This window comes from Sutcliffiella sp. NC1, assembly GCF_027594365.1.
Lineage (GTDB): Bacteria > Bacillota > Bacilli > Bacillales > Bacillaceae_I > Sutcliffiella > Sutcliffiella cohnii.
On record NZ_CP115153.1, the window covers coordinates 3,992,609 to 4,008,118 of the forward strand.

Below are 15,510 nucleotides of genomic sequence, written 5' to 3' on the forward strand. Positions count from 1 at the left end.
TCATCTTATATGTAGTTTTTCCATCTTTAAGAGAAACATTCGAATATAGACATTAATAATCAATGAAAATAAAAAGGGTCCAAAAAGTCAGTATGTACTGACCTTTTGGACATCCCTAGTCTTTTATAATATTCTTTTTACGTAATTCTGCTTCTAGCTCTTTTGCTTTTTCCGATTCTTTATGTGATATTTTCTTAATAAACAAGAAAGTTAATACACAAAAAACCATAAATATAGCCATCGTAATGGCAGCTGGAATATATTCTGACTTATCTTGTGGGAAGTATAAAAATAGGTTAAAAATAAACGATGTAAACATTTGGTCACACCTTTCTAAACATCGAAGGTTTCTGTCCCATTATAACAAATGAACGTTCAACCAACCACTTAAGTTGCTCAAGAAAAGTATGGCTATTTTGTTACATTTACCTTTTCAATCACAATATCCTCAACTGGTTTATCGTTTGCCCCTTTTTCAACTTGAGCAATTTCATCGACGATGTCCATCCCCTCCACTACATGCCCAAAAACTGTATGTTTGAAGTCAAGCCATGGAGTACCTCCATTTTCTAAATAGTATTCAATTGCCTTTTCAGGATACCCTGCGTTTGCCAACTGTTCTTCATACTCGGCACCTAATGGACCTGCTTGTACGATAAAAAATTGACTACCATTCGTATTTGGTCCAGCGTTCGCCATGGAAAGAGCTCCACGGAAATTAAGCAATTCTAACGCAAACTCATCTTCAAAAGGTTCTCCCCAAATACTTTCCCCACCTGTACCAGTGCCATTTGGGTCTCCACCTTGAATCATAAATTCTTCAATAACACGATGGAAAATAACTCCTTCATAATATCCATTTTCAGCATGTGTAATAAAGTTTTCTACTGTCTTTGGTGCGTGTTCAGGGAATAGTTTTACTACAATCGTCCCTTTGTTCGTTACAATTTCCACTACTCTTTCATTTTCTGCAACTTCAGAAGACATTTGTGGAAATACTAAGTTTTCAAGGTCCACCGGCTCTTCTTGGTCATCTCCTGCAGCATTATTCGTATCATTGTTCGACGTTGTTTCATTTGATCCTTGTCCGGTTTGTTCTTCATTGTTATCACTTGTCCCACATCCTGCAATAATAAGAACAAGGATTAAGCTAACTAAAACCAATAATTTTTTCAAAAGTGTCACACTCCTATTTAGAAATACGTTACAATGATGATACCTTAAAATAGACATCAATAACAACAATTTAAGGAGGGAAATTGTAATGGAAATAAAGATTGGGGATAAGGTCACAGGAATTTATAAAACAGGGAAGTACATAGGAGAAATTACCGATATCCGACCGCAACATTATTTAATGAAAGTAAAAGCTGTTCTTAAACATCCACGTCAAGGTGATTTGCATTCCCCAAAAGATGTTGAAGTTTCTTTTTTTCATGAACGACGTGCTCTCGCCTATCATGAACAAACGAACATTCCGAAAAATATGGTGAAGGTGTATGAAGGTGATATACCTGCTTATATCGACTCATTAAAAGCGTCATTAGACACGATGAAAAAAGAATTGTTAGAAGAAAACAGCACATGGGCGAAACGAAGCCTAGAAAACATAATGATATTAGAAAAAGACTATAAACTGTAAAATGTGGATCATTTCTACTCGTAATGAGTTAAACGAAAATAAAGCCAAATCAACTTAAAAGTGATTTGGCTTCTATAATGCATATTTGTTTGTAATTTTAGACAAATCAATTCGGTCCCCTATCGTTGTTGGTTTTGGCTTAGCTAAATATCGTTTATCTTTCTCTACAAGTTTAAAAATATTGTAAGTAGTATAAGCATCATCTAAGGCACGGTGATGTTTTCCTGTACCTTCTTTGCCATACTCTTGAACAGCCTTCCATAATCCTGTTTGATTTTGGTCTCCAAAAAATCGTTTGTACTCCATTGAAAGGTCAACGAACGTACCTTTAAACGGGAATTCAATGCTATGAAAATCACAGTTTCTTCTTAGAACTTTCATATCCATATTACCCCAAGTTATAATCGTAGTTTCGTTCTCTTCATGAAATTTTGTTAATACATTGATTAGATCGAAAAAGCTAATACCACTATCTACTTCCTTTTGTGATATATTTAAAAATTTTCTACATCGGTCAGTAAGTACCGGAAATGCTTTTGGTCTTACATACGATGAGTAGTCATATAATATTTTTTCATTTTTCACTACTACTAATCCAACTTCGATGATTTCAGGGAAAAAATATTTGGGAGTATGACGGTTTTCTGGCATCGTAAACTCAAAATCTATGAACAAATGTAATTTTGACGAATTCACAGTTCTCCTCCTCTCTTTACTTATTATTTTCTGAATTTTATTACTTTATTATATCATGCTTGACAAGAAAATAAGTGTAGAAAAATATAATTTTCTAAATTTTTCATGAATATTGAGTGTATCACTTGCATTTCTTTCTTTTTCATTTATTATTTAGTTATACGAAATATTTAATTACCGAAATAATTAAGAAGGTGAGTAAAAATTAATTCTCCAAAAAAGAACTTGTTCATTATGTGGTTTGCTAATTTTTTCGTAGCCGCAAGTGCAACGATGGTTCTTCCTTTTTTATCTTTATTCATTGATACACTAGGAAATTACTCAGATGCGTTTGTTCAGCGATCTTCTGGTATTGTTTTTGGTGTTACATTCTTGTCTGCGTTTTTCATGTCGCCTATTTGGGGACGGATAGGGGACCGCTACGGTTATAAACCGATCCTGCTTTTGACTGGTACTGGGATTGCAACAAGTATATTACTTATGAGTTTTGTAACGTCCGTAGGTCAACTATTTTTCTTACGTTTATTTATGGGAATTGTTACTGGTTTTATCCCTACTTCCATTGCACTAATTTCTGCTCAAACAGATAAAAAGATTGCAGGAAGAACGCTTGGAACTCTTCAAACTGGGACAGTTTCTGGCGGACTGTTAGGACCTCTTATGGGGGGATTGTTAGCTGATGCTTTCGGATTTACTTATACTTTTTTCATAACAGCAGCCGTCATATATTTTGCAGTATTTCTTGTTGCAGTTGGAATCCATGAAAAGAAAAAATCGAAATCAGAAAAAGAAAAGACTTATACACGGAAAGAAGTATTGCATTTTATTTTTCATAACCCGATGCTTCTAACTGTTATGTTCTTATCTGTTTTTACACAAGCAGCACTCTTTAGTGTTCAACCACTATTAGCCCTATATGTAGAACAACTTACCCGAGCCGAAAATGTTGCACTTTTAGCTGGTCTAGCTTTTTCAGCAACAGGCTTTGGAAACCTGTTAGCTTCTCGTAACTGGGGAAAGCTTGGGGATAAAATCGGATATGAGAAGGTAATGACTATTTTGATGTTACTTTGTGCGATTTTGTTTGTTCCACAAGCTTTAGTTACTGAACTTTGGCAGTTAGTATTATTTCGCTTTTTATTTGGAATGGCCGTTGGTGGGATGATTCCATGTATGACAGCTTACATCCGCTCGATTGCTCCACAGTCCATGCAAGGTGAAGTACTCGGTTATAATGTTAGCTTCCGCTTTTTAGGTAATGTCGCTGGGCCGTTAATGGGAGGAGTTATTGCTGGATTTTACGGTATTTCCGCGGTATTTTATGTTACTAGTTTTATTTTCCTTATTTGTGGGCTCGTTATGTTTTATAGTGTCAGACATTCAAATGAAAATGCAAAAGAAAGCTCCGCAGCTTAGACTAAACTCGTCACATTGGCGAGTTTTATTTTTGTCTTGATTTTGCTAATATTAATGAAAAGGAATTTAGGAGGTAAAATGTGGAATTACTTCAATATAAACGAGAACTTGTTCAATTTTTTAAGAAAAATAGAAATATAGAACAGCAACAGCCGATGGAAGCATATATGAGAAACCAGTTTCCCTTTTTAGGAATCAAAACACCGGAGAGAAAACTGCTTTTAAAACAACTTTTTGAAATGAAAGGAAAACCTCCTTTAGAATGGTTACATCCGCTAACTCTTTCGCTTTGGGAAGAGGAAGAAAGAGAATTTCAATACATCGCTCTACAATTTTTCGGAATGTATCAAAAAAAACTTCAAGTAAACGACCTTTCTCACATAGAGCAATTAGTAGTATTTAAGTCTTGGTGGGACACAGTTGACGGATTAGCACCACTTGCTGGAACTATACTTCAACATTTTCCTTCAGCCATTGAAAATTATCCAGACCGTTGGATCCATTCGGAAAACTTTTGGTTAAATCGGACTGCTATACTGTATCAGTTAAAATATAAAGAAAAAACGGATGAAGAACGGCTTTTTCATTACATTTCTATTCATAAACAATCAAAAGAATTTTTCATCCAAAAAGCAATTGGTTGGGCGTTAAGGGAGTATTCCAAAACGGCTCCCGAAGTAGTGGAAGCTTTTATTTCCTCGGCTAATTTAGCACCTTTAAGCGTTAGAGAAGGAATGAAGATAATAAAGAAGAGGGATGTACTAAAAGTCAGTAGTGACTGACTTTTAGTACCTATTTAGTTATTATTTTATTGATGCACGGATATACACGCAAGAAAGGAATATAAACTAGAAAAAGGGAAGAACGTTGCGTTTTTCCCTTTGTTTTAAGACTTATTGGACCGCTCCTTATTTTCTCTTCGGTAGAATTGCCATTGTGCAACGGGAAACGCAAACAAGCTGCTCTTTTTCATCGGTAATTTTTATATCCCAAACCATCGTTGTTTTTCCTTTGTGTAAAGGGGTACCGACAGCCTTCACTACCCCTTCTTTCACCCCACGAACGTGATTTGCGTTTATTTCAAGGCCTACACATATTTCATTTTCTTGGTCTATTAAATGATACGTACCCATACTTGCTACCGTTTCAGCAAGTGCAACCGAAGCTCCACCATGCAACAATCCGAATGGCTGATGAGTACGATGGTCAACTGGCATCGTTGCAATTGCTCTCTCTTGTGAAAGCTCGACAATTTCTATTCCGAGCTGACCCATTAACGTTTTTGACATATCCACTTTTTTCTCCACCCTTTTCCCTTACTTTTTCCTTAATAATACCACTATAAAACTTAAAAAAACAAAAAAGAATAAAAGAATTGGAAGTAGTGCTGACATTGAAATCATAATGTTCCGCCTCCTTTTACGTTTAATAAAGAAAGCATCTGTTTGGGTGTAGTTGATTTGGAGAGTAAGGTAATGAATGGAGTTTTAATAAGTAAACTCAACTTGAACGTTTGCAACGATTTCAATATTTCTAGGTTCAATCGGAGTAGGTGTTGCAGATTCTTGCAGTGAAAATGTAGTTGCTCCGTAAAAGATTGTTTCTTTTATCTCCTCTACCTTTAACGGAATTGGGTTTAGCGGAACTCCTATTACTTTCGAAATAGCTGTTGCTTTTTGGTAGGCAGCCTGGACAGCAAATTGTAAGACTCGTCTGTATAGAGCCTCTTCATTTGAAACTTTAAAAACAATGGCTTCTGAAATATTTGCTCCATTTTGAAAAGCAACATCGTAAATAATACCTGCCTTTTCTATATCTCTTACCGTAATTTGGAACATATGACGTACTTCATAGGTAGAAATTAAAGCTCCTTCGGGATGATCGGTATAACGGGGAAATACAGTATAAGAAGTAGTTTCGATGTCATTCCTTGCTATACCAGCTTCTACAAGTGCTGTTATCATTTGATTCGCTCTAATTCGATTTTCTTCTTGAGCTTGTGTCGCATTTTCGTTGGAAGTTAAAATGCCGATGTTTAGTAAAGCGATATCTGCTCTTGCTTTCATTACATTTGTGCCGCGAACAATTATTTTCCTTGCATGTTTTATCATTAGGAACATCACCAACCTTTCTTAAAATGTATGTGTTTCTTATACAATTTAGACTACTGAACGAAAAGGGACTGACAACTTTCTTTTTTCTTCTTCTCACATATGTTACTTATGAGAATATGAAGAAGGAGTCGTTTTCATGTATTATGTGAGACACCCTTATTTACCTCCGCCCTATTATAGAAACATACAGAATACGTATAATTATTTTCCTCGACAATATTCTAGTGTAGATCCTACCTTTTTTACTAAATCTGCAAGTGAGATGCAAACATTGATGAGTGATGCAAGTATCATTTTAGGAAGGCTATCACAATCTAAACAATTTGCATCACAAGTAATGACAGCTGCACAACAGTCCGACCAAGCAAAAGTAAACGCATTATTAAAATCGACCGGTATTCAATCAATCGTACAAGCTGAATACAATCCTGACAGACTATTATTAAAGCTTTCTTCTGCTGTAAACGAAGTAGATTGTTGCATATTAACTATTTCGTTACGTTGGAGAAATTAATGCTCCCCCGCTATTCACCGTTTAGCGGTTTTTTTATTTAATACAATAAATTTCCATTCAACCTTTTTCTTCTTTAAATCGTTTATAATAATGACAACGAAATTTTAATGTCAGGAAGAAGATAAAATGATTCAAATTGAAAATGTATCAAAGAAGATAAATAATAAGCTATTACTTAATAATATTGAATTTTCCATTTCAGAGGGTATTTTTGGGTTACTTGGACATAACGGTGCCGGCAAAACAACTCTAATGAGAATAATGGCAACACTTTTGCCAGCAACCAATGGAGATATTCGTATTAACGGAATTTCCGTTTCACGTAACCCTGAAAAGGTGAGACAGTTTATTGGATACCTACCACAACATTTTCATGCTCATCCACAGTTAACAGGCATTGAGCTATTAGATTACGTAGCGGTGATGAAAGGTATAACGAATAAAAAAGCAAGGCGAGCTGAAATTACTAAGCGCTTAGACGAAGTAAATTTATCAAACAAAGGGTTCGAAAAGATTAAAACATATTCTCACGGTATGAAGCAGAGACTTGGAATTGCCCAGGCTTTTATCGGTAATCCTTCAGTTGTACTACTAGATGAACCAACCGTTGGATTAGATCCAGAAGAAAGATTACGTTTTCGAAGGTTGATTGCTAAAGAAAGTAAAACGAAAAGTATCATGTTATCTACCCATGTGATAACAGATGTTGAAGCTTGTTGTTACGACTTAGCCTTATTAAATAAAGGCTCCTTACTACTTAATGGAACCGTAGAAAGTATTAATGAACTTGCTTGCGGTAAAGTATGGGAGGCCATCATTCCGATTAATCAAAAGAAATTACTTAATGAGTATCAAACGTTATTTGTGAAAGAAATTGGTTATGAACTTCACGTACGTCTCATTGCAGAAGAAAAACCGTTTCAAGTAGCAAAAGCAGTAGCACCAACATTAGAAGATGGACTATTTTACGTGCAAGGAGGTGCCCTTCATGCATAAATGGTGGAAGCAATTTCAATTAGAAAATAAATTTATTTTTAAAAATTGGTTTTTCCTAATCAGTCCTATTCTTTATTTTATTGTCGCCTATATTTGGCTTTCTAATGAAAATTACACAGTTTATCATACGCCGACTGAGTTTTTGAGTGTTGGGCATACGATGTCACTCGGAGTTATTTTTTTAGCATGTGTATTAGCTGTTAGACGTGACCGACATACGAGACTACTTGAATGGACGGACACACTTTCCTTTATGTATGTCTCAAAACAAAGTGCTATCTTTTTTTCGATTTTTTTTTATAGCCTTATCTATACTGTTCTGTTTTTTATCGCGTTTCTAATGACAAGTCCTATTTATACAGGTTTGTGGACGATTGGGGTATCTTTTTCTATACAAAGTCAAGTGTCTTACGCCGTTACCATTGCTCTAGGCATGCTTTTAGCGACAGCTATTCCTAACCGAATTGTGTATATTATTACTTTTTGTGCCTGGATGTTTGGAACATTTTTTATAGAAATTTTTATTATTAATCGATTTAACCTTTTTTATTTAAAAACATTTCATCTTAATCAATTTTTCATTGATAATAGTACCCCAATTGGTTGGGCTAGAAATTTAGTAGAAACGGAACTGATAATATCTCAACTTTTCGTACTAATGTTTACACTCCTATTGTTTACCATTACGGTAATGATTCAAATGTCACGTCGTCATTTTTCTAATAAGATCCTTCCGGTTATTAGTTTAGTGATTGTGGGGATTATCACTTGTGTAAGTTTTTTTCCATACGGAAGCTTGTGGAAGGATAGATTAGAAAAGAAAGCAACCATCTTAGAAGAGTCACTAAAAAACGAAGAATATACAATAACTACCTATCCTGTTGACCATTACTTGTTGGATGTTGAGTTAGTTGGTAAAAAAGAACTAAAGGTAGAGGCAACGCTTACTTTCTCAACTACTATTTCGGAAGCTTTATCTTTTACGTTATATCCGTTTTTTACAATAGAAAATGTAGAACTAAACGGTGAAAAGGTGGAATACGAGAAGGATTTTCATTTAATTACAATTAAAAATGGAATCTTACAATCTGATGAAAACACAATACATGTTCAATATTCTGGGAAAATAGACGAGTGGAATACACAATACGGTCAAGAAGTTCATTACGCATTCGTAAAAAATGAAGAAATATTTTTACCCTCCTACATTGGGTGGTATCCAATCTTAGGAGATAAACCGCTATATTCGGTTGTTAATAATATTGATTATCCAGTTCTTCTTTTACCGAGAGAATATCATCCAAAACAAATGTATCATTCTACTAACCAAAACTTCACTTTAAATCTTCACGGATTTTCAAAAGATATACTTGGTACATTCGAAGAAAAACACCGAGTGAACGACGATACAACCCAATTAGTTAGTACGAACAGTACAGGAATGACTATATTCACGAATACTAACTTAACGGAAAAAGAATTGGACGACTCTTTAACGATCATAGCCTTACCGTGGGAAATAGAAGGTTTTGAAAACAGTTATGAACAAATGAAAGGTGTTAAACACTATATAGAAGACTGGTTGCCTGTTCAACCTAATAAATCGAAAATAATTTTAATGCCTTCTTTACGTAATGTTGGGATAACCTATTACGATACGGTTATGTTAGACAATAATACTATCTTACATGACTATAGTTATCGAACAATTTCTTTTCAAAATAACGAAAGAACGGACTTGACCTATCAACAGTTAATTACACAAAATATTGGCCATTTTATTTATGGGAAAAATTTCGAACAAATTGCAAATCATTATTCATGGGTGGAAAACCCGCTCCTTCCCTATATTTATCAGTCTACTTTACTCGTCATATATAAAGATTATTATGAGTATGCATGGACTGAATTACCTGATATATACAATGGTAATTTAAGTACACTTTATAGCTTAGGTAGTTATTTAGGTAATTGGTGGGACTATAATCAAGGAAATTTGACGATCGAAGAAAAGATTTACTCTTTATTAAATGAAGAAGTACAATTTAGTGATAATAACTATGACAAAATCGTCTACATGGTAGCGCTCGCTATCGAAAATGGACAAATAGATCAAGTAAAAGAATTACTTCGTACCATTCATCTAAAACTGGCGCAATCAGATTCGTATCACTATACGTACGAACAATGGTTACAAGATTGGAATGAAGTGATTGGGGAGGTTGAACCATTTGATAACCGATGAACAGTTGTTAACACAAATGGCCAAAGGCGACCAAGCAGCCTTTGAAGCGTTTGTACATCGATATCATGCACCAATTCATCAATATATCGAAAGGCTCGTAAAAGATTCTAAAAAAGCAGAGGATCTCGTTCAAGAAACGTTTATTCGGTTAATTAAACAATTACAGAGTAAACAAATACCACAATATCCGAAAGCTTGGTTATATCGTGTCGCATCAAACTTATGTAAAGATTATTGGAGAAGTGCTTACTATCGTTCTGAAACGACGCCAAAAGAGGAACTTCCCATTAGCGAGGATGAAGGTCCATCTGTAGTCGAAATTTTTGAAAGGCAAGAAACACGACAAGAAGTGTTAACGTCGTTAAAACAATTGCCCGATATACAGCAACAAATCGTAATTTTACGATTTTACCAAGATTTAAAACTGAAAGAAATCGCAGACATATTAGACATACCACTTGGTACTGTTAAATCAAGTTTGTTTCACGCATTAAAGAAACTAAAAGACTTGTTAGTACAACAAAAGGAGGTCGAGTACGATGAAGGAACACGATCAAGAGTTATATCAACTAGAAGATGACCTAAGAGACATTTTATCGCCTTACGTCGTAAAAACGCCATCTAATGAGGATACGAAGCAATTGCTTTCCTCTTTACAATATGAATTTTCTAAACTTCAGCAAGAGGAAGAAGACGAAGAATTTGTTGCGGAACGTCCAAATTTACTAACGCAATTTCGTTCCCAGCTTTCCTTTTATCGCTGGTATTTTTGGATAGCTAGTATCGGTATATTTACCATGCTGACACTCTTTACAACGAGTATGAATTCAGGTAGTGCAGAAACAGTCTTTTTATTTACCATTCCACTTTCTATTATTTTAGGTACTTTTTATACGTACCAGAGCTGGAATAAAGAAATGCGAATTGTTGAAAGTGTTACACCGTTTCCACCCGCACTTCTTTTCTTAACAAGGTTATTAATTATTTTAGCAATGAATGTTTTATTAGGATTAGTAAGTAGTATTTTTGTTGGTGTTTCCTTGCATGAGGTAACGATGGGATCCTTTTTACTCTACTGGCTTGCTCCTACATTTATCGTTTTCGGAGTGTTTGCTTTCATTTTCTTAATGAAAGGAATGAAGCTAGCTTTTGGTACTGCCACATCTGTTTGGCTAGCTCTTTTTATCGGAGAGTTATACGTTCGAAATGAATTGCAATATATTTATCCAAGTATTATGGATTATGTACTATTACTTCAATTTGGATTGTTTGCTGTTGGGGTGTTTTTAATTATTCTCTCTGTAAAAAGAAGCTATAGAGTACAAATCGTTCAAAGTTAAGCTAGAAAGGGTTAGTACAGTGATTACAGTTCAAAATTTACGTTGGCGCTATAAATCATTTCAGTTGCAAATAGAGGAATTAGAACTTAGAAAAGGTATAACTCTTCTAGTAGGAAATAACGGTGCTGGAAAAACAACTTTCCTGCACCTTTTAGCTACTGCAAAACGACCATTAGCTGGCCAAATTTATTATGACAAGAAAACAATTGAAAAAGATCTTCCTACGATCAGGGGGAAAATCGGTTTCGTTCCAACAGGTTTAGAATTATATCAAGACTATACTGTTAAAAAGTTGCTGCTATACTTGGCGCAATTAAAAGGATTATCTAAGCCATTTGCCGAAAAACAAATAAGCAATCTGTTAAAAACTTTTCATTTATTTGACGTGGCTGATAGTAAAATAAAAAAGCTATCACAAGGAATGCAACAACGTATCGCCTTAATTCAAGCTTTTCTAGGAAGACCAAAATATATCATTCTTGATGAACCATTAAATTTTTTAGATATACATGAACGAAAAACTTTAATCCAATATTTACATTCCATTTCACAGTCTACTGCTATTATTGTCGCAACCCATGAATTAAATGAATGGGAGCATGTTTGTGATGCTGTGCTTTGGATTTACAATGGCGGCGTTGCGTTTTACGGTAGTGCAATTCAGTGGAAGTACACCAATTCTTCCTTACTATGGATAGGTACCGTGCCAGAAGAAGACATGGAAAAGTATTTTAGTAGCTTTCATACTTTAAGTGCTAAAAGAATCGGACGGGATAAGATGGAACTTAAATGCTTAAGTGACCATTGCCCATCTCCGCTATTTCAACAAGCTTACCCTACGATGGAAGATGCACTTTTTGTAAGAAAAGCAAACATAGAAGGTTAGATCTTTGCAGCGATGTAGTTTGACGTACTTTTACAAGCGTTGCAAAAAAGTTTTCCATTTCTTTTTAGCTAATAGAAGAGAATTTTTTACAAATACTATATAATAAAAAATAGATTCGTATACGGTTAAAAGAACGCGTATCACTTTCGAACTGTTTAATGTTTGCTACTAAGAGGCTTTTAAAGCCTTTTTCTATTTCGAGGACTCTTCTATTCCTTTTTTCACATATTCCCAATATATTGTCATGGACTATTATTGTATAATTACGGTATGATATTTGCGATTCTGTTAGGGGTAATAACAATGATTACACATTTTAGAAAATTAGATTGGATCTTAATAACTGCTATCGTCCTTCTATGCATTTATGGGTTAGTGATGGTTTATAGTGCAGGAATGATTACTAGTTTAAGAGATGGTTATAGTTATGATTATTATTTTCAAAGGCAATTAACTTGGCTTTATTTAGGCATTCCTGTTTTTATTGCTGCCACTATTATTCCCTATAAACTATATGATCGATTTACACCTTTAATGGTATTTGGGATTTTAATCGCTCTAATTTTAGTTACAATTCCCGGTGTCGGTGTAGATAGAGGTGGAGCGCAACGTTGGTTCCAGATTGGTAGTATTTTAGTACAACCATCAGAAATTGCAAAAATCGTTATGGTTATTTATTTTGCGAGGGTTTATGCGAAAAAACAGCCTTATATACAAGAATTTAAAAGAGGCGTATTACCTCCTCTTGCTGTATTAGTAATTGTTTTCGCACTAATTATGCGACAGCCTGACTTAGGGACAGCAACGGCTATTCTTTTAGCGTGTGGTGCTGTATTAATTTGTTCAGGGGCTCGGTTAATTCATATAGTTAGTTTAGGAGCTGTTTCATTAGCTGGTATAGTATATTTAGCTACTTCTGCCGATTATCGAATGAAACGATTAACAGCCTTTCGAGATCCATTCGCGGACGCTCAAGATACGGGCCATCAGTTAGTAAACTCTTACATTGCCATCGGAGAAGGTGGCTTATTAGGTCGCGGCTTAGGGCAAGGAATTCAAAAGCTAGGCTTCTTACCTGAGGCCCACACAGATTTTATTTTGGCCGTTATATCGGAAGAACTCGGCATTTTTGGTGTGCTATTTTTATTCCTCCTTTATTTCATCATTTTAATAAGAGGAGTTCGTACAGGTATTTTAATTAAAAACCCGTTTGGAAAACTTCTTGCATTTGGAATAACGTTTCAAATAAGTACACAAGTTTTGTTCAATGCAGGAGCAGTTAGTGGAATGTTACCTATTACAGGGATTACATTACCGTTTATTAGTTACGGAGGGTCTTCGTTACTACTAACCATTTTTGCAGCAGGAATACTTGTGCATTTGTCCAAACATGCAAATATTGCAAGCGAAACAAGAGAGGAGACACAACCATCATGGGAACAGAAGAGAACAAGTTAGTGTCGAATCGGATTGATTATACACTGTTATTTCTACTGTTTTTACTATTTATAATAAGTTTATTTGCCGTCTACAGTGCGTCAGGTCAATATTTTGTAAATGACCCTTATTATTTCCTTAAAAGGCAAATTGTATGGTATGTAATTGGTACGGCTGTTATGTTTGCAATTATGTTTTTTGACTATGAACTTTTGGAAAACTTAGCAATACCTTTTTATGCAATTGGGCTTTTATTATTGTTAGTAGTTTATTTCTTTGGCCATGAAAAAAATGGTTCACAAAGATGGATTAAATTACCTGGATTTGATTTACAACCATCTGAGTTTGTCAAAATATTCCTTGTTATTTTACTCTCATCCGTCATATACAAATGGGTGAAAAATAAATCGCAAGTAGAACAAACAACACCATTATGGATATTAGTAAAAATAGTCTTATATACATTACCCCCATTTTTATTAATTTTAAAACAGCCCGATTTAGGAACTGCCCTTGTTATCGGTGCAATTATGGTGACAATGGTGTTTATCAGTGGTGCATCATGGAAAATACTCACTTCCATCTTTGGCGTAATTTTAGCTGGCCTATCGACATTAGTTTATTTACACAATAAGCATTTTGATATATTTGCAAAAATAATTGAACCACATCAGTTAGAACGTATATATGGATGGTTAAACCGGAGCGAATACGCTTCTTCGTATGGCTATCAGCTGACAGAAGCGTTAAAAGGTATCGGTTCAGGGCAAGTAACAGGGCGTGGATATTTAGATGGTGTTCAAGCACAAAGTGGACGAATACCAGAAGTTCAAACCGATTTTATTTTCGCTTTAGTTGGAGAAGAGTTTGGCTTTATCGGTGCTACCCTTCTCATTTCTATTTACTTTATTATGATTTATCGATTAATTATAATAGCAATAAGCTGCGATAACCCTTTTGGAACGTATTTAGTAACGGGAATAATTGGACTATTAGTCTTCCAAATATTCCAGAACATTGGGATGACTCTCGGTCTTATGCCTATTACAGGTTTAGCTTTACCATTTTTAAGTTACGGAGGTAGCGCACTACTGACGAACTTCATTGCAATGGGAATTGTATTAAACGTTAAATATCGAACAAAGTCATTTATGTTTAAATAATTGTAAGAGAAAAAAGCGGGCAGATTCGTAGTGAACTGTCCGCTTTCTTTTTACATTTCTGTTACCCACTGTACAATTTTTAATGATAAATGCTCTGGTGCCTCTTCTGTTAATTTTTGTTTAAAATCGTTTTTTAACCTTTTTTCTATATTACCTTTGTCTTCTTCATACGTAATAATGGTTGACCAACTTAAAGTTGGGATTGCTACTAACGTATGCTCTTCTTTTTTATTTTCATGAATATAAACAGGGTAAATTTCTGTTCCTATGTACGCTTTTCTAATTTTCACTTTACTCTTCCTTTCATCTCAATCCTCTCCAATATAGTTTATCTCGGACAAGAAGCGTATTCAAGTTTATTAATGTCAACCTAAATAAATATATTGTTGACAAAAACTTATTTAATAGATTACTATTTTGTTAACTAATAATACAAAGGGGTTAACAGAATGAAAAAGAGAATTACTGCTTTAGACATTACATACGCATCTATGTTTGTTGCACTAATGGCAATCGGAGCAAACATTACGTCATGGTTACCGTTTCTACAAGTAGCAGGTGTACCTTTATCAATGGCTCCATTCTTTTGCGTTTTAGCAGGTTTATTGTTAGGACGAAGACTTGCCGCCATATCGATGTTTGTATATATGGTACTAGGAATTGCGGGGGCGCCAATTTTTTCAGCGTTTAAAGCTGGTTTTGGCGTAATCATCGGAAATACTGGTGGATTTATCATCTCGTACATTTTTGCAGCTTGGGTTGCTGGACTCATTATGGAAAAAAGCAAAAAGACTTCTTTATTCACTTATATTTTAGCCGCAATGGCAGGTACTATCGTAATTTATTTTATCGGTACAAACTATATGTATCTATCTTTAAACGTTTGGTTAGGTGTCGATATGGCCTACAGCGCCGCCTGGATAACGATGGCAGCATTCGCGCTAAAGGATTTCATTTTCACCCTTGTTTGTGCCGTCTTAGCACCTAAAATGTACAAAGCACTTTGGAAAAATAGAACCTTACCATCTGCAGGGAAAGTTGCTTAATTTCTTGAATAAAAT

At 34.9% G+C, this 15,510-nt stretch carries 18 protein-coding genes; 12 read left to right on the top strand and 6 right to left on the bottom strand.

Annotated features, from left to right (window positions below):
• Window positions 1–115: 115 nt before the first annotated feature.
• Both O1A01_RS20835 and O1A01_RS20840 read right to left on the bottom strand, forming a co-directional pair.
• The gene (locus O1A01_RS20835; protein WP_066418922.1) at window positions 116–319 is read right to left on the bottom strand and encodes a hypothetical protein; all 204 of its coding nucleotides are present in this window, start codon (window positions 317–319) and stop codon (window positions 116–118) included.
• A gap of 92 nt (window positions 320–411) precedes the next feature.
• Window positions 412–1,176, bottom strand: a complete 765-nt coding sequence (locus O1A01_RS20840) for a peptidylprolyl isomerase (protein ID WP_270064883.1) — start codon at window positions 1,174–1,176, stop codon at window positions 412–414.
• An 88-nt stretch (window positions 1,177–1,264) separates the two neighbouring features.
• On the opposite strand from O1A01_RS20840, the gene O1A01_RS20845 reads away from it, so the two are divergent.
• On the top strand, window positions 1,265–1,642 hold the full coding sequence (locus O1A01_RS20845; RefSeq protein ID WP_270064884.1) for a kinase-associated lipoprotein KapB: 378 nt from the start codon (window positions 1,265–1,267) through the stop codon (window positions 1,640–1,642).
• Window positions 1,643–1,714: 72 nt separating this feature from the next.
• Here O1A01_RS20845 and kapD read toward each other — a convergent pair whose 3' ends face one another.
• Window positions 1,715–2,338: a 3'-5' exonuclease KapD gene (gene kapD / locus O1A01_RS20850; RefSeq protein ID WP_084380580.1), complete on the bottom strand. Its 624-nt coding sequence runs from the start codon at window positions 2,336–2,338 to the stop codon at window positions 1,715–1,717.
• A 234-nt stretch (window positions 2,339–2,572) separates the two neighbouring features.
• Here kapD and O1A01_RS20855 point away from each other — a divergent pair, with 234 nt between their 5' ends.
• Complete coding sequence (locus O1A01_RS20855) at window positions 2,573–3,754, top strand: MFS transporter (protein WP_270064885.1); 1,182 nt, start codon at window positions 2,573–2,575, stop codon at window positions 3,752–3,754.
• Window positions 3,755–3,834: 80 nt separating this feature from the next.
• The gene (locus O1A01_RS20860; protein ID WP_066418936.1) at window positions 3,835–4,536 is read left to right on the top strand and encodes a DNA alkylation repair protein; all 702 of its coding nucleotides are present in this window, start codon (window positions 3,835–3,837) and stop codon (window positions 4,534–4,536) included.
• A gap of 126 nt (window positions 4,537–4,662) precedes the next feature.
• On the opposite strand, the gene O1A01_RS20865 is transcribed toward O1A01_RS20860, so the two are convergent.
• Together O1A01_RS20865 and O1A01_RS20870 are read right to left on the bottom strand one after the other, a co-directional pair.
• Window positions 4,663–5,043, bottom strand: coding sequence for a hotdog fold thioesterase (locus O1A01_RS20865; protein WP_270066444.1), 381 nt, complete (start codon window positions 5,041–5,043; stop codon window positions 4,663–4,665).
• A gap of 198 nt (window positions 5,044–5,241) precedes the next feature.
• The gene (locus tag O1A01_RS20870) at window positions 5,242–5,865 is read right to left on the bottom strand and encodes an SIMPL domain-containing protein (protein ID WP_270064886.1); all 624 of its coding nucleotides are present in this window, start codon (window positions 5,863–5,865) and stop codon (window positions 5,242–5,244) included.
• A gap of 139 nt (window positions 5,866–6,004) precedes the next feature.
• On the opposite strand from O1A01_RS20870, the gene O1A01_RS20875 reads away from it, so the two are divergent.
• The 8 genes from O1A01_RS20875 to rodA all read left to right on the top strand — a co-directional run bounded on the left by O1A01_RS20875 (window position 6,005) and on the right by rodA (window position 14,449).
• The gene (locus O1A01_RS20875) at window positions 6,005–6,382 is read left to right on the top strand and encodes a YuzC family spore coat inner layer protein (RefSeq protein ID WP_084380584.1); all 378 of its coding nucleotides are present in this window, start codon (window positions 6,005–6,007) and stop codon (window positions 6,380–6,382) included.
• Between the two features lie 126 nt (window positions 6,383–6,508).
• A complete protein-coding gene (locus O1A01_RS20880; RefSeq protein WP_270064887.1) occupies window positions 6,509–7,378 on the top strand; it encodes an ATP-binding cassette domain-containing protein in 870 nt (289 codons plus the stop codon).
• On the top strand, window positions 7,371–9,623 hold the full coding sequence (locus O1A01_RS20885; protein ID WP_270064888.1) for a M1 aminopeptidase family protein: 2,253 nt from the start codon (window positions 7,371–7,373) through the stop codon (window positions 9,621–9,623). The genes O1A01_RS20880 and O1A01_RS20885 overlap by 8 nt, the downstream gene beginning before the upstream one ends.
• The gene (locus tag O1A01_RS20890) at window positions 9,610–10,203 is read left to right on the top strand and encodes an RNA polymerase sigma factor (RefSeq protein WP_066418944.1); all 594 of its coding nucleotides are present in this window, start codon (window positions 9,610–9,612) and stop codon (window positions 10,201–10,203) included. The genes O1A01_RS20885 and O1A01_RS20890 overlap by 14 nt, the downstream gene beginning before the upstream one ends.
• Window positions 10,163–10,963 carry a hypothetical protein gene (locus tag O1A01_RS20895; protein ID WP_066418947.1) on the top strand — a complete coding sequence of 267 codons (801 nt, stop codon included), beginning with the start codon at window positions 10,163–10,165 and terminating at the stop codon, window positions 10,961–10,963. The genes O1A01_RS20890 and O1A01_RS20895 overlap by 41 nt, the downstream gene beginning before the upstream one ends.
• Before the next feature lie 19 nt (window positions 10,964–10,982).
• Complete coding sequence (locus tag O1A01_RS20900) at window positions 10,983–11,849, top strand: ABC transporter ATP-binding protein (protein ID WP_066418948.1); 867 nt, start codon at window positions 10,983–10,985, stop codon at window positions 11,847–11,849.
• A 303-nt stretch (window positions 11,850–12,152) separates the two neighbouring features.
• Window positions 12,153–13,307, top strand: coding sequence for a putative lipid II flippase FtsW (gene ftsW / locus O1A01_RS20905; protein ID WP_066418949.1), 1,155 nt, complete (start codon window positions 12,153–12,155; stop codon window positions 13,305–13,307).
• Window positions 13,283–14,449, top strand: a complete 1,167-nt coding sequence (rodA, locus tag O1A01_RS20910) for a rod shape-determining protein RodA (protein WP_066418953.1) — start codon at window positions 13,283–13,285, stop codon at window positions 14,447–14,449. The genes ftsW and rodA overlap by 25 nt, the downstream gene beginning before the upstream one ends.
• Window positions 14,450–14,499: 50 nt before the next feature.
• Here the strand turns inward: rodA and O1A01_RS20915 are convergent, their stop codons facing one another.
• Window positions 14,500–14,739, bottom strand: a complete 240-nt coding sequence (locus O1A01_RS20915) for a YueH family protein (RefSeq protein WP_066418956.1) — start codon at window positions 14,737–14,739, stop codon at window positions 14,500–14,502.
• 159 nt (window positions 14,740–14,898) lie between these two features.
• Between O1A01_RS20915 and O1A01_RS20920 the strand changes: the two genes are divergently transcribed.
• Window positions 14,899–15,495 carry a biotin transporter BioY gene (locus O1A01_RS20920; protein WP_270064889.1) on the top strand — a complete coding sequence of 199 codons (597 nt, stop codon included), beginning with the start codon at window positions 14,899–14,901 and terminating at the stop codon, window positions 15,493–15,495.
• Window positions 15,496–15,510 lie beyond the last annotated feature (15 nt).